We start from the raw sequence: 14,078 nt of genomic DNA on the forward strand, positions 1-14,078 counted from the left end.
TTATCCGTTCATAGGAATAGATAACCAGAATGAATTTAAAAGAATTTTACAAGTTCTACGCTTATTTTCTAAACGCTTTAAACTGCTTAATCAGACCGTTAGTGGAAGAATCATGGGAGGTGATTTCCTCGTCTGACGTCAGTTCCGGCAGAATCTTCTTGGCCAGTTGCTTGCCTAGTTCTACGCCCCATTGGTCGAAGCTGTAGACGTTCCAGATGACACCTTGCACGAAGATTTTGTGCTCGTACATGGCCAAAAGGCTGCCCAGGGTTCTGGGGTCCAGTTGCTTGAACAGGATGGAATTGGTGGGCCGGTTTCCTTCAAATACCTTGAATGCTTTCAGGGTTTGGATTTCTTCCTCAGAGCAGCTCTGGCGGTGCATCTCGTCAATCACCTCTTCCTCGGTTTTGCCGTTCATCAAGGCCTCGGTCTGCGCGAAGAAGTTGGCCATGAGTTTCGGATGATGATCACCCAGGGGGTTGTGGCTGATGGCCGGGGCTAGGAAATCGCAGGGGATGAGTTTGGTGCCCTGGTGGATGAGCTGGTAGAACGCGTGCTGACCGTTGGTGCCGGGCTCACCCCAGATGATAGGACCCGTCTGGTAGCTTACCGGTTGGCCATTGCGATCTACGTACTTGCCATTGCTCTCCATGTCGCCCTGCTGGAAATACGCCGCGAACCGGTGCATGTACTGGTCATACGGCAGCAGCGCGTGCGACTGCGCGTCAAAGAAGTTGTTGTACCAGATGCCCAGCAAAGCCAGGATCACGGGCAGGTTCTGGTCTAATGGCGCTTTGCGGAAGTGGTTGTCCATGGCGTGCGCACCGGCCAGCAACTCCCGGAAGTTCTCGTACCCCACGGTGCAGGCGATGGACAGGCCAATGGCCGACCACAGCGAGTAACGGCCGCCCACCCAATCCCAGAACCCGAACATGTTCTGCGTGTCAATCCCGAACTCAGAAACGGCCACCGCATTGGTAGACAGTGCCACGAAATGCTTCTTGATGTGCTCCTCTTCTTTGGCGTTCTCCAAGAACCAGTTGCGCGCACTGTGGGCATTGGTCATGGTCTCTTGCGTGGTGAACGTCTTAGAAGCGATCATGAAGAGCGTCGTCTCCGGGTTTATCTTTTTCAGCGTCTCGGCAATATGCGTGCCGTCCACGTTAGAAACAAAATAGGTAGTGATGTTGGATTTTTGGTAAGCTTTCAGCGCCTCGGTCACCATCACTGGCCCCAGGTCAGAACCGCCAATGCCTATGTTCACGATGGTGTCAATGGGTTGGCCGGTATAGCCTTTCCAGGCGCCGCTGATAACTTCGTTGGAGAATTTCTCTACCTGCGCCAACACGCGGTTCACCTCGGGCATCACGTCTTTGCCGTCTTCCATCACTGGCGTGTTAGACAGGTTGCGCAGGGCCACGTGCAGCACCGAGCGGTTCTCTGTGAAGTTGATTTTCTCGCCGGTGAACATCGCCTCAATGGCATCCTTCAAACCACATTCCTCCGACAGTGCAACAAGCAAAGCGCGGGTTTCCTCCGTAATCCTGTTTTTGGAGTAATCTAGCAGAATGTCCTCAAACGTGACGCTGAATTTCTCAAATCGCTGAGGGTCTTGTGCAAAGGCGTCTTTGAGGTGGCTGTCTTTGATTTGTGCGTAATGCTGCGTCAGGTTGGCCCAGGCCTGGGTAGTTGTAGGGTTTATGGATGGAAACATGCGTTGTCTTTTAGGTCTGTTTTCTAGTTGCGAGCGAAGTTAGGGATTGTGACGACTTTAGGAAATCTCTTTTTGCAAGCCGGGAGCCTCCCAGGTGATGAAAGTGCATTGGTTTTGCGTATAGCGGAGGGTATGCAATTCTTAAAAGATGAAGAAAGAAGATGCCTTTTCTCTGTTTCAGAAAGTGGGAATGCCTGTGCTGGGTGGCTGGGCGCTGTTTTTGTTTTGGAAAGAAACCACCAGAGCCCTGCGTTCCCGGAAACAACCCCGCACAGACCGCCTGGTGATGAACGGGAAAGTGGCCGCCACCGCTGCGGTGGGCTTGCGGCTTATGCTCATCCCGGCTTTGGTGGGCGCCGCAACCTATACCCAAAAACGCCAAATAGGCTTACTCCCCAGATTGCCACTGCCCCAGTCGTTGAAAACGCTAGTAGCCTTTCTGCTGCTGGATTACGGAAATTACCTCTGGCATACGCTTAACCATCGTTTCTCGGTGCTGTGGCGGTTCCATAACGTGCACCACACAGATCTGGACCTGGATATTACCACCGCTTGGCGTTTCCATCTAGGCGAAGTTGCCATCAGTGCGTTGTATCGGGGCGGGGTAGCTGGTTTGGTGGGGACTACTCCTGGTACTGTGTTGCTGTATGAACTCTTCTATGAAGGCGCTACGGCTTTCCACCACAGCAACTGGCAATTGCCTTACCAAGTAGAGAAAGCGCTTTCCAAAGTGGTCGTGACACCTCGCATGCATGGGATTCACCATTCTATTGTGCTGCGCGAAACCAACAGCAATTACTCAGTGGTGTTTTCTTTCTGGGACCGGCTGCACCAAACGCTCCGCCTAAACGTGCCGCAGCAGGAAATTACCATTGGGGTTCCTGCCTACCAAGAGGCAGAGGAGCTTACCTATGCAAATTTGTTGCGCCTGCCGTTCACCTCCATCCGCTCCTGGAAGTTGCCCAGCGGCGAGGAGCCAGACAGGCCACACATTAAGCGGCCTATTTTTGAATTGGCTCGGTAACCATACAAAGAATGCCTACTGCACGCCCTGCTGAATCAGCCTATCGGCGAAGGCTTCGTCTTTCCACGCCGATAAGCGGGTGGGTTGCCGCGGATTCACGTTGAGGTACCACTGTTCCAGAATCTTCTTGACCGCCGGGTAACGAGCCGAGAAATCACTGAAGGAGTTGGGCGAGATGGTCTGCTCGCTGGGCCGCGCCGGCACCGCTACCACCAGGTTCCGCAGTTCGCCCTCGCTTTCCAGGATCATCACGCCCACCGGCAAAATCTCCAGCACCGTACCCGGCTCTTTCTGGTTGCAAAGAATCACCACAGGCAGCGGACCAGCCTGCTTGCCATCCACAGAGTCTACCAGCGTGGACGGGATAAAGCCCTCGTTGCCGGGGTAGGGCAGAAACTCCAGCTTGCGCGGCTGCCCGGCCTCCACTTGCGGCACAAACTTTTTCTCCTGCGCATCATACACCTGCGGCATGGTGGAGCCGGAGGGCGTTTCCACCACCGCCTGCCAGTGCTTGGTCTCGGTGATGGCCGGGAGTTCACGATAATTGGGTTTACAGCCAAAGCAGAGAAATGCCAGGAGAAGCAGCGGGAGCGGCCAATAGGTTCTGTGAATAAAGGGCATGGTGGTAGTAGGAAGTGGCGGCGTTTTGGGCCTGTTTTCTGTAAGATAGCTAAAAAATAGATTCTTTCAAGCTGAACCAGCACTCTCCATTTTCTACCTTTCCTGGCACTCTCCCAACCATTCATTCACTCAATCTCTCACGCACTCATGCACTCAATCTCTACTGCAACTCGTCCAGCAACCGGAAGGGGTTCAGTCTTTGCAGATTCAACGAGTACCGGATGCTGTTTCTAAAATCTTTGAAGTTTTTGGGGAGGTCAGAAGCGTAGTTGCTGCCCGCCACCGGGAAGTAAACCTGGAGGGCGTTCCGGAAAAAGGAAAGCTGCAGGCCCGTGCCATAGAACAGTTTATCCTGCTCCTGCACGCGGCCCAGGTCCAGGTACACGGCGAAGGACGTCACCGGTAAATCGGCGGTGAGGTTGAGGGCGGCCAGCCATTCCTGGCTCATAACGGGCACCCCGTTCCGGAAACCGCCGTCCTGCCTATCGGTCTGCCGGATGGCCGCTGAACTGCCTTGTGAGGTGGTGAACATCTCGGTGCGGTTAAAGAACGGCGTCTGCTTCAGGTAATCGGGGCTGCCGGCCAGACCCAGATAGTATGGACTTCGGGAATAGTCGTTATCGGCCATGAAGCCTACAAAGCCTCGCACCCTGATTTCCTTTTCAGGCCGGTATTTGAACCAGTTTTCTAAAGAAAGCCTAAAACGAGTAGGAGAGAAGTCCACCTCCTGAAACCCTTCTTCCGGGGTATTTGGCGTTACAATGAAGGTAGGTACCGAAGTCGTGTACCTGAAATGGGTGACGTCTAAATTTACCTGGGTTCCTGCCACCGCATTTTGGGTAGAAAGCTGATAGGCGAGGTGAGGGGCGTGGAAATCTGGCAGGAAATCATCCTGCACGTAGTGCCAGGCCAGCGTGAGTTGCTGCCGAGCCGTGGTGGGATTATGCAGGCGGTTGTGGATCGTGAGGCTAGGCGCGATGCTGTGAAAGTTGGCAAACCGCTGGCCCAGCACACCCAACTCCACCTTCCGCAGAAAGCCCTGCGCCGGAATCCTGAACTTCACATCGGCCAGGCCCGTCAGTCGGCTGCTCTTGAAGCCGTACATCGGCATGACCACGTAATTGAGCTTGTGCTCCGTAAGAAACGAGTTGTAGAAGGCTGCCCCCAGTTGGAAACCGTCAAAAGTGTTATACCCCAACGAGGGTGCCACGAAGAGTTGTTTCTGGTCTATCCGATCTGCGCTTAGGAAAGGCTGAAGGCGAATAGGTTCACTTTTCGGGAAAAGAGCCCCTAAACGGGACTGGTTGTCGCGGCGGTCCAGCTCCGGGAACACGTACTCAGGGTCTACCACGATGCGGTCAATACCGGAGGCGGTGAAGGTGACGGTCTGCTCTTTTTCGCCCGGTTTGGTCCAGTGTGATTCCAGCGTTTTTCCCGCGGCGTCCAGCGCGGCCACCTGCACCGGCAAGGCCAGTTTCCCGGTTTGCCGCACAATTGCCTGGGTAGATCCACCGGAAGAGGTGACGGTTTGCAGGTGCGCATCGGGCAGGGTAGTGGAAGGCAGCAAGTCCTTGAAAAACCAACCCAGCTTTTCGCCCGTGGATTTCTCCAGCACCGCCTGCAGATCCTCGGGATATGGATGCTTGAACTGCCATTGGCGATAATAGGTGTGCATGGCGCTGTCAAAGCGGGCGGTGCCCAGGTACTTCTCCAGGTACTGGAACAGCTGCGCCGTTTTGAGGTAAACGATGGTGCCGTAATTGAGGGTCCTGAACTGGGTTGCCGGAGCGGTCACGGGTTGGTCCAACCCGCAGCTAACCGCCGACAGATAGGCCGGGTTGTCAATAGCTGCCGGCGGCAAATCATCCACCCCCAGGAACTTCCCGAAGGCATTCGTATTCACCTCGCTGGACACCATACCCGCATATTTATTTCGCAGCGCTTTGGTCCGGAATTCATAGTAAGAGTTGATGCCCTCATCCAGCCAGGGATGTTTACGCTCGTTGCTGGCCAGGATACCGTAAAACCAGTTGTGGCCCACCTCATGAATGATGGCCTCGGGCTCAGTGACGGTTACCATGGGGTATTCCATGCCCGCGCCGGCGCTCAGGGCGGCGTCTACCGCCGTGGCTTGGCTATAGGGGTAATCACCCAGCCACAAAGAGTAGGCGTAGACGGCATCGTTGATCTCGTGCGCTCTCCCAATCCATTGGTCCGCCACCCGGTTCGTGAACAAAAGCCAGGTAGTCACCGGACGTTTGGAATAAGGCAGCACCACCTCGTTTTTCAAGACATGGAACCGCTTATCAGCGAACCAAGCGAAATCATGGATGCGGTCTTGTTTGTAGTGCAGGGTTTTAGTGGCTTTCGCCGAGGCCGGAAATGCCAGATCCTCCGTGTTAAACTCTTTGATGGCTGCCGTCACCCGCGCCAGGCTGTCCATACGCGTCTGCTCGCGCTCGTTCTGCAGCACCCCCGTGGCGCCCACGGTGTAGTTGGCGGGCAAGGTGATGCGCACATCAAACGACCCGAACTCGGAGTAAAACTCGCCTTGGTCCAGGTACGGCATCGGGTGCCAGCCTTTCTGATCGAATACCGCCGGTTTAGGGTACCACTGCGAGATCTGGTACGATTGCCCCACGTGCCCCAACCGCGAAAAAGAATCCGGCAACTTAACCTGAAAAGGAGTGCTGATAGTGATTCTGCCGCCCGGCACCAACGGCTGGTTCAAAGTAAGCTTCGCGATGTCTGGGTTCTTGGCATCTAGTTCCCATTTCACGTTTTGGCCGTTTATTTTGAAATCCAGCCCCGAAATAGAACCGCGGGACTCCTCCTTGGCGAAGTAGAACTTGTCTTCATTATTAAATAACTGCTGCTTCGCGAAGGCCGTGTTGCGGTCTTGGTAGGCGTTGGGCCACAAATGGAAGTACAGAAATGTGAGCGTTTCCGGCGAGTGGTTCACGTACTCAATCTGTTCTGTGGCCGAAAGAATATGGTTCACATCATCCAGCGTCACCTCAATTTTATAGTTCACCTCCTGTTGCCAATAGGCCTGTTGGGCGAAAACAGAAAAGGGAAGCAGAAGCAATAGGGAAAATAACAGGCGAGGCAGCATCTTGAAAATCTAATATTCGGCTGAAATTACAATTAATTTGAGGTAGGGGCAATCCCTTGTGGTTGCCCTAGCGCGTTTGGACAATTAAATGGGCAACCACAAGGAATTGCCCCTACACCTGATTTTGCCCTGTTTTTCAGAAATTATGCTTAACATAGGAGTGCGAAACATCACTACCCTTCACTAAGCAAACAAATGAGTCCTTTCAAGAAATTAGCCTCGGCAGCCGCGCTGGTGGCGCTTACCCAGGTGGCCCAGGCCCAAACCACCAATCTGCACGCCCAGATTGACCAGCTCGCGAATAAACTGGAGCCCAAAGTCATCCAGTGGCGCCGCGATTTCCACCAAAATCCTGAGTTGAGTAACCGCGAGGTAAAGACCGCCGAGAAAGTGGCCAAGCACCTGAAGAGTCTCGGGTTTGAAGTGAAAACCGGCGTAGCTAAAACCGGCATCATCGGCATCTTGAAAGGTGGTCAGCCCGGACCCGTGGTCGCCCTCCGCGCCGATATGGATGCCTTACCTGTGACGGAGCGCAACAGCCTGCCCTTCGCCTCTAAAGTGCGCACCACGTTCAACAACCAGGAAGTGGGCGTGATGCACGCCTGCGGGCACGATACCCACATAGCCATGCTCATGGGCGCCGCCGAGATTTTGGCCCAGCACAAGAAAGACCTGAAAGGCACTGTGAAATTCATCTTCCAGCCCGCTGAGGAAGGTGCGCCCGCCGGCGAAGAAGGCGGTGCCGATGTGATGGTGGCCCAGGGCGCCCTGGAGAATCCTAAAGTAGACGCCATCTTCGGGCTGCACATCAACTCGGCCACCGAGGTGGGCACGCTTAAATACCGTCCACAGGGCACCATGGCCAGCTCGGATAACTTCAAGATCAAGGTGAAAGGCCGCCAGGCACACGGCGCGTACCCCTGGATGAGCGTAGACCCGATTGTGGTATCGGCGCAGATCATCAACGGCATCCAGACCATTGTGAGCCGCCAGATGGAACTCACCAACGAGGCGGCTGTGATCACAGTGGGCGCCATCCACGGCGGGGTAAGAACCAACATCATCCCCGAGGAAGTGGAGATGATAGGTACCATCCGGGCCCTGGACCCCAAAATGCAGGAACAGCTCCACGAGAAACTGCGCCGCACCGCCGAGATGATCGCCGCCAGTTCCGGCGCCACCGCTACGGTAGAGATCGTGAAAAACACCCCCATCACCTACAACCACGAAGCCCTCACCGCCCACATGCTGCCTGTGTTACACACCGTGGCAGGCCAGCAGAACGTGGTGCTCACCAAAGCCGTAACCGGTGCCGAGGACTTCGCTTACTACCAGCAGAAAGTACCTGGCGTGTTTGTGTTCGTAGGCGGCATGTCTAAAGGCCAAGATGTTTCTAAAATTCCAGCCCACCACACCCCAGACTTCATGATTGACGAAAGCGGCTTGAAACTAGGCGTCCGCACTCTGGCCTACCTGGCCGTGGATTACCTGAACAACCCGTTGAAGAAGTAAACCGCGACATACGTTTTAACGCCCTGCTTTGAGGCTGTTTTAGAGAAAACAGCTTCAAAGCAGGGCGTTTTTGTTTCTAGAGTTACCAGTGTTTTCAACTAGCCTTTTTGCAGATTTTAACTCAGTAGAATTTACTCAAGACTTTAGCTAAACGCAGACTCTCCCCTTGTGGGGAGCGAAGAGGGGTGTTTACACCTGCTGATCCACGCATTGCTGATGATGCTTGCTTCTCTGATGAGAAGATATCTTTTGTTATTTAATTCTGAAATGCGTGCTCTCCTTTGTAAACACCCCTCTTTATCTCCCCTCAAGGGGAGAATCTCTGCTATCTACCGCTACTTAGTTGTTGGACCGCTAGAACAAGCCTCTTCTATTCCTGTAGATCCTTCCTCAACTGAACCATCTGCCCCTAAGGTCGTACCTGTTTAGAGCCTCTTTTCGCAAAAGAAGCCCTTAAACCAACCGCGTATGCCACAGCAAGTCAGTGATTTCATAGTAGAGCGCCTGCAGAAATGGGGCGTGAACCGCATCTTCGGGTATCCCGGCGATGGCATCAACGGTGTGATGGGAGCGTTGGACCGCGCCAGCGAACAGATAAAGTTCATCCAGGTGCGGCACGAAGAAGTGGCGTCCCTCATGGCCTGCGCGCACGCCAAGTTCACCGGTGAAGTAGGCGTTTGTCTAGCAACCTCGGGCCCCGGGGCTATCCACTTGCTCAACGGCTTGTATGATGCCAAACTAGACCATCAGCCAGTAGTAGCCATTGTAGGGCAGAAAGCGCGTACGGCCTTGGGCGGACACAGCCAGCAGGAGGTAGACCTAGTATCGTTATTCAAGGACGTAGCCAGCGAGTTTGTGCAGATGGCCACCGAGCCCAGCCAGGTACGGCACCTCATTGACCGTGCCTTCCGCATCGCCAAAGACCAGCGAACTGTCACCTGCGTCATCCTGCCGAGCGATCTGCAGGAACTGGAGTACCAGGAACCGGAGCACAAGCATGGCACGGTGCACTCCGGCATCGGGTACTTGCCGCCGCGCGTGCTGCCCCGCGACGAAGATTTGCAGAAAGCCGCCGAGGTGCTGAATGCCGGCAAGAAAGTCGCTATCTTGATTGGCGCCGGCGCGAAAGACGCTGCCCCGGAAGTCACGCAAATTGCCGAAGTTCTAGGGGCCGGAGTGGCGAAGGCGTACCTCGGCAAAGCCGCCTTGCCCGATGATCTGCCGTTTGTGACGGGCGCCATCGGGTTCTTCGGGACGGAGGCCAGCCACCAAATGATGGCTCTCTGCGACACGCTGCTCATGATCGGGTCCAGCTTCCCATACGCCGAGTTCCTGCCCAAAGAAGGCCAGGCCCGCGGCGTGCAGATTGACCTGGATGGCCGTATGCTCAGCATCCGCTACCCCATGGAAGTGCCGCTCATCGGGGACAGCGCCGAGACCCTGCGTGCGCTCCTGCCGCTGCTGCAACCGAAAGAAGACCGAACCTGGCGACAGACCATTGAACAGAACATCCAGACCTGGGGAAAACAGCTAGCCGAGGAAGCCAGCCATCCGGCCAATCCGGTGAACCCGCGGCTAGTCTTTGAAAAGCTGTCGCCGCGTCTGCCTGATAACTGTATCCTGGCCGCTGACTCTGGTTCCTCCTCCAGTTGGATGGCGCAATACATCAAAATCAGAGGCACCATGAAGTTCTCCGTTTCCGGCACGCTGGCCACCATGGGCTGCGCCTTGCCCTACGCGCTGGCCGCTAAGTTCGCCTTCCCTGATCGCGTAGCCTTCGCTTTTGCCGGCGACGGAGCCATGCAGATGGGCAGCACCGAGGAACTGCTGACTATTCAGAAATACTACCGCCAGTGGAGTGATCCGCGCCTGATTGTACTAGTGCTCAACAACCGTGATCTCAATTTCGTGACCTGGGAACAGCGCATGAACGAAGGCAATCCTAAATTCGATGATTCCCAAGTCCTGCCTGATTTCAACTATGCCGCCTATGCCGAGAGCATCGGGTTAATAGGTATCCGAATTGAACGGCCAGACCAGATTGACGCCGCCTGGGAAACCGCCCTAAGCGCAGATCGCCCCGTAGTCATTGACGCCCTCACCGATCCAGAGATCATGCCCATTACCCCGCAAGTAGCCGCCAACTTCGCCGAGAACATTGCCGAAGCCATTGAGAAAGGAGACACCGCCGCTGAGCAGCGCCTGGAGGAACCGTTGAAAGCAGCTGTAGAAGAAGCGAAAGACAAGGAAGAATAGCGGGTTCGTTTAGGGCTTGTTTTTGGAAAACAGACTCTAAACGTTTAAAATGCTGGCGCGAGCTTGTAGCTCGTGTCCGCACGCATTCCTGATCCTCTTTTGCTTCCTGCTGTTCAGAGCCTAGGTATTCTGTTCCCATCATAAAGATACTCTCTTCCTTTTGTCATCTTGGAAAGATCTTGTGGCGAACTAAAAAGACGTTGAAGAAACGGTATTGCCGTTCGCTCCCAAGATCCTTTCAGGATGACAAAAAGGGTAAGACTTTTGGTTAGCAATGCGTGCGGACACGAGTTGCAAGCTCGCACCTGCGAAATACAGTTAATGGTTCTTACTTGAAGCTTTTAACCAACTCTAGTGTAAAATTCCTTTTCCCGATTGGGTGGCGTACTTTTGTGTTTTCAAGCTGATTTACAGAAATCGGCGCAAAACGAAAGGACCTTATGCTTTCCCATAAATCGCTTCTATTTTTCCTGACTTCTTTTCTGGGCTTATCGCTCATCGGCAATGCACAAACGACCGGAGCGCAAACACAGATAGACCAACTCGCCGATAAGATTGAACCCAAAGTCATTCAGTGGCGCCGCGAACTGCACCAGAATCCTGAGCTAGGAAACTTTGAAGTCAAAACCGCGGAGAAAATAGCGAAGCACTTGAAAGCCTTGGGGCTGGAAGTGAAAACCGGCGTGGCTAGAACCGGTGTGGTAGGTATTCTCAAAGGCGGTCAGCCCGGACCCGTAGTAGCCCTGCGCGCCGACATGGATGCGTTGCCTGTCACTGAGAACAACACCCATAACCTGCCGTTCGCCTCTAAAGTGAAGACCACCTTTGAGGGACAGCAAGTGGGTGTGATGCACGCCTGCGGCCACGATGCGCACGTAGCCATGCTCATGGGCGTGGCCGAGGTGCTCAGCGGTGTGAAGAAAGATTTGAAAGGCACGGTGAAGTTCATCTTCCAGCCTGCCGAGGAAGGTTCTGCTCCCGGGCAGGTGGGCGGCGCCAAACTGATGGTACAGGAAGGCGTGCTGGAGGGGCCCAAAGTAGACGCTATGTTCGGGCTGCACATCCGGTCAGACGTGGAGGTGGGCACCATTACCTATCGGCCGCAGGGCATGATGGCCAGCTCCGATAACTTCAAGATTACGGTGAAAGGCCAGCAGTCGCACGGCGGAACTCCCTGGATGGGGGTGGATCCAGTGGTGACCTCGGCGTACATCGTGACGGCGCTGCAAACTATTGTGAGCCGCCAAGTGGACGTGACCAACGCAGCAGCAATTGTAACCGTGGGCGCCATCAACGGCGGGGTTCGCGCCAACATCGTGCCTAGCCAGGTGGAGATGATTGGCACCATCCGGGCGCTGGATGTACCCATGCAGCAGCAGATCCACGAACGACTGAAGAAAATCGCTACCAGCATCGCCACCGGAGCAGGCGCTACCGCCGAGGTTTCCATTCAGGAGATGACACCGGTGACCTACAACCACGAAGCCCTTACCACGCACATGCTGCCTTCGCTGCAGCGCGTGGCTGGCACGAACCAGGTGAAACTCACCAAACCCGTGACCATCGCGGAGGATTACGCCTATTTCCAGCAGAAAGTGCCGGGGCTGTACCTGTTCCTGGGCGGCATGCCCAAAGGCACGGACCCCGCCAAAGCCCCCTCGCACCATACTCCGGATTTTTACATCGAGGAAAGCGGTTTGAAACTGGGTGTTAGGGCGCTGGCTAGCTTAGCCGTGGATTACCTGAACAATCCGTTGAAATAAGTTGTTCTGGACCTGATTTACGGAAACCAGGCTTAAAACAGAAATGCGTGGTAACCCACCCCTACCCCTCCTAGGAGGGGTAGGGGTGGGTTAAACCTCCACAGAGAATTTTTTCACATCACTCATTATATCCAAAAAACAACCTTGAAACTAGCATTAGTGACCTACGAAGCCATTCACAGCTATGGCTCATTGAGCGGCAGCGAAGACGGCGTCCTGATGGATTACCTCACCTCTAAAGGCATTGACATCACCCTGGAAGACTGGCATGACCCGGCCGTGAACTGGGAGCAATATGATCTGGCGGTGTTCAAATCGCCGTGGGATTATTTTGATAAGTTCCCAGCCTTCTGCGCCTGGCTAGACCGCATGGAAGCATTAGGCATTCGCACCCTGAACCCCATCTCTACCATCCGCTGGAACGCCGATAAGCACTACCTTTTGGAGGTGGAGAAAGCCGGATTGCCGATTGTGCCTACTGCGTTACTCAAAAGAGGAACCGCCGTAGCTTTAGAGCAGTACTTTAGCCAGTTCCAAACCGATAAGCTCATCATCAAGCCCTGCGTAAGCGGCGGCGCGAAGAACACGTTCATTGTGTCTCTTGACCAAGTGGAAGAAGTGACCCCCAAGCTGGAGGAATTGCTGAGAGCAGAAGATTATCTGGCGCAGCCGTTCATGCCACAGATTCAGGAAGAAGGCGAGTGGTCGTTCCTGTTCTTCAACGGCCAGTACAGCCACTGCCTGCTCAAGTCCGCCAAAGACGGTGATTTCAGGGTACAGCATTTCTTTGGTGGTACCATTCATCCGCAGGAAGCCCCGGCGCACCTGTTGGCGCAGGCCCAAACCATGGTAGACCAGTTCGCCGAGGGCTGTCTGTACGCCCGCGTAGATGGCGTGGTGGTAGGCGAGGAACTGCAACTAATGGAACTGGAACTGATTGAGCCGTTCCTGTACCTGCACACGCACCCAGATTCGCTGGAGAACTACTACCAAGCTCTGGTGCAGATGATGGAAGAAGTGCCTTCTTCCGTTTCGTAGCCCATTTCAGAGAAACAGGCCTAAAACAGAAACTCCTCCCTGGCATTGGCTGGGGAGGAGTTTCTGTTTTAAGCTTTGTAGGGGCAATCCCTTGTGGTTGCCCTTTTACGGTAGCAAACGTGAAAGGGCAACCACAAGGGATTGCCCCTACTCAAACACTGTAACACTTCTTTTGAAAGAGTCGGTTACCCAAACAGGTTGATGCTCATGCCTCCGTCCACGGCAATGCACTGACCAGTGATATACGCGGCGGCAGGCATGCACAGAAACGCCACGGCTGAGGCCACATCCTCAGGGTTCCCGATGGTGCGGGTAGGCGTGCGGCTCAATACACTATCCAGGTACTCCTGGTTCTGCAGCACCTGATCGGCGAGGGGCGTTCTGATGTACCACGGCGCTACGCAGTTTACCCGTATTCCGTCCGGCGCCCATTCGCCCGCCAGGTTCTTGGAGAGCTGGACCAGTGCGGCTTTGGTCATGCCGTAGATGGCGCCGGTGCGTACGTGCCCCAGTCCGGCCACTGAGGAAACGTTTACCACATTTCCTTGCGGCGAGGCTTTCAAAAACGGGTGGGCCAATCGGCACAGTTCGAACGCCGAGGTGAGATTGGTGTTCAGCAGGTAGCTGTATTCTTCGGGCGTGTACTCGCCGATTTTCTTCCGGATGTTCGTGCCCACGTTGTTCACCAGGATGTCCAGGGTGCCCCAGGTATTCTCCACCAGTTGCAGCAAATTATGGCGGTCAGCGGCTTGGCTTACATCGGCCACCATGCCTGATGCTTTCATGCCCCGGGCGCGCCAATCGGTGACAGCCTGGTTTACCTCCAGTTCCTTGCGGGCCACAATCAGTACCTCGGCCCCGAAGGAAAGTAATTCCTCGGCAATAGCTAATCCTATGCCTTTGGTGCCTCCGGTAACCAAGGCTCGGCGGCCCTCTAAACTCCAACGGTTGTTCTGCATCTACTTTTTGTTCATAAAATGAATGGGAAGGTAAGTGTACGCAGAATTTGCCAAAACAGAAAACCCGTCGGCGGAT

The 14,078-nt window shown here is 54.7% G+C and carries 9 protein-coding genes; 5 read left to right on the forward strand and 4 right to left on the reverse strand.

What is annotated here, in order from left to right:
• Positions 1-61: 61 nt before the first annotated feature.
• Positions 62-1,714, reverse strand: a complete 1,653-nt coding sequence (gene pgi / locus FOA19_RS18415) for a glucose-6-phosphate isomerase (protein WP_149092312.1) — start codon at positions 1,712-1,714, stop codon at positions 62-64.
• 148 nt (positions 1,715-1,862) lie between these two features.
• Between pgi and FOA19_RS18420 the strand changes: the two genes are divergently transcribed.
• The gene (locus FOA19_RS18420; protein WP_149092313.1) at positions 1,863-2,738 is read left to right on the forward strand and encodes a sterol desaturase family protein; all 876 of its coding nucleotides are present in this window, start codon (positions 1,863-1,865) and stop codon (positions 2,736-2,738) included.
• Positions 2,739-2,753: 15 nt separating this feature from the next.
• On the opposite strand, the gene FOA19_RS18425 is transcribed toward FOA19_RS18420, so the two are convergent.
• On the reverse strand, positions 2,754-3,359 hold the full coding sequence (locus FOA19_RS18425) for an inorganic diphosphatase (protein WP_149092314.1): 606 nt from the start codon (positions 3,357-3,359) through the stop codon (positions 2,754-2,756).
• Between the two features lie 160 nt (positions 3,360-3,519).
• On the reverse strand, positions 3,520-6,447 hold the full coding sequence (locus FOA19_RS18430) for a M1 family metallopeptidase (protein ID WP_190300462.1): 2,928 nt from the start codon (positions 6,445-6,447) through the stop codon (positions 3,520-3,522).
• 222 nt (positions 6,448-6,669) lie between these two features.
• On the opposite strand from FOA19_RS18430, the gene FOA19_RS18435 reads away from it, so the two are divergent.
• From FOA19_RS18435 to FOA19_RS18450, 4 genes are all read left to right on the forward strand, one after another.
• A complete protein-coding gene (locus tag FOA19_RS18435) occupies positions 6,670-7,986 on the forward strand; it encodes an amidohydrolase (protein WP_149092316.1) in 1,317 nt (438 codons plus the stop codon).
• A gap of 468 nt (positions 7,987-8,454) precedes the next feature.
• Positions 8,455-10,242 (forward strand): thiamine pyrophosphate-requiring protein, encoded by a 1,788-nt coding sequence (locus FOA19_RS18440; RefSeq protein WP_149092317.1) that lies wholly within the window; start codon positions 8,455-8,457, stop codon positions 10,240-10,242.
• Positions 10,243-10,682: 440 nt separating this feature from the next.
• On the forward strand, positions 10,683-12,005 hold the full coding sequence (locus FOA19_RS18445) for an amidohydrolase (RefSeq protein ID WP_149092318.1): 1,323 nt from the start codon (positions 10,683-10,685) through the stop codon (positions 12,003-12,005).
• A 144-nt stretch (positions 12,006-12,149) separates the two neighbouring features.
• Positions 12,150-13,043: an ATP-grasp domain-containing protein gene (locus FOA19_RS18450; protein WP_223808978.1), complete on the forward strand. Its 894-nt coding sequence runs from the start codon at positions 12,150-12,152 to the stop codon at positions 13,041-13,043.
• A 185-nt stretch (positions 13,044-13,228) separates the two neighbouring features.
• Here the strand turns inward: FOA19_RS18450 and FOA19_RS18455 are convergent, their stop codons facing one another.
• Positions 13,229-14,002 carry an SDR family oxidoreductase gene (locus FOA19_RS18455; RefSeq protein ID WP_149092319.1) on the reverse strand — a complete coding sequence of 258 codons (774 nt, stop codon included), beginning with the start codon at positions 14,000-14,002 and terminating at the stop codon, positions 13,229-13,231.
• Positions 14,003-14,078 lie beyond the last annotated feature (76 nt).

The sequence above is a fragment of the Rufibacter hautae genome, assembly GCF_008271695.1.
Lineage (GTDB): Bacteria > Bacteroidota > Bacteroidia > Cytophagales > Hymenobacteraceae > Nibribacter > Nibribacter hautae.

Coding starts and splice junctions, on each gene's coding strand:
- pgi (WP_149092312.1), bottom strand. CDS start 1,714: ATGTTTCCATCCATAAACCCTACAACTACCCAGGCCTGGGCCAACCTG.
- FOA19_RS18440 (WP_149092317.1), top strand. CDS start 8,455: ATGCCACAGCAAGTCAGTGATTTCATAGTAGAGCGCCTGCAGAAATGG.
- FOA19_RS18445 (WP_149092318.1), top strand. CDS start 10,683: ATGCTTTCCCATAAATCGCTTCTATTTTTCCTGACTTCTTTTCTGGGC.
- FOA19_RS18425 (WP_149092314.1), bottom strand. CDS start 3,359: ATGCCCTTTATTCACAGAACCTATTGGCCGCTCCCGCTGCTTCTCCTG.
- FOA19_RS18420 (WP_149092313.1), top strand. CDS start 1,863: ATGAAGAAAGAAGATGCCTTTTCTCTGTTTCAGAAAGTGGGAATGCCT.
- FOA19_RS18435 (WP_149092316.1), top strand. CDS start 6,670: ATGAGTCCTTTCAAGAAATTAGCCTCGGCAGCCGCGCTGGTGGCGCTT.
- FOA19_RS18455 (WP_149092319.1), bottom strand. CDS start 14,002: ATGCAGAACAACCGTTGGAGTTTAGAGGGCCGCCGAGCCTTGGTTACC.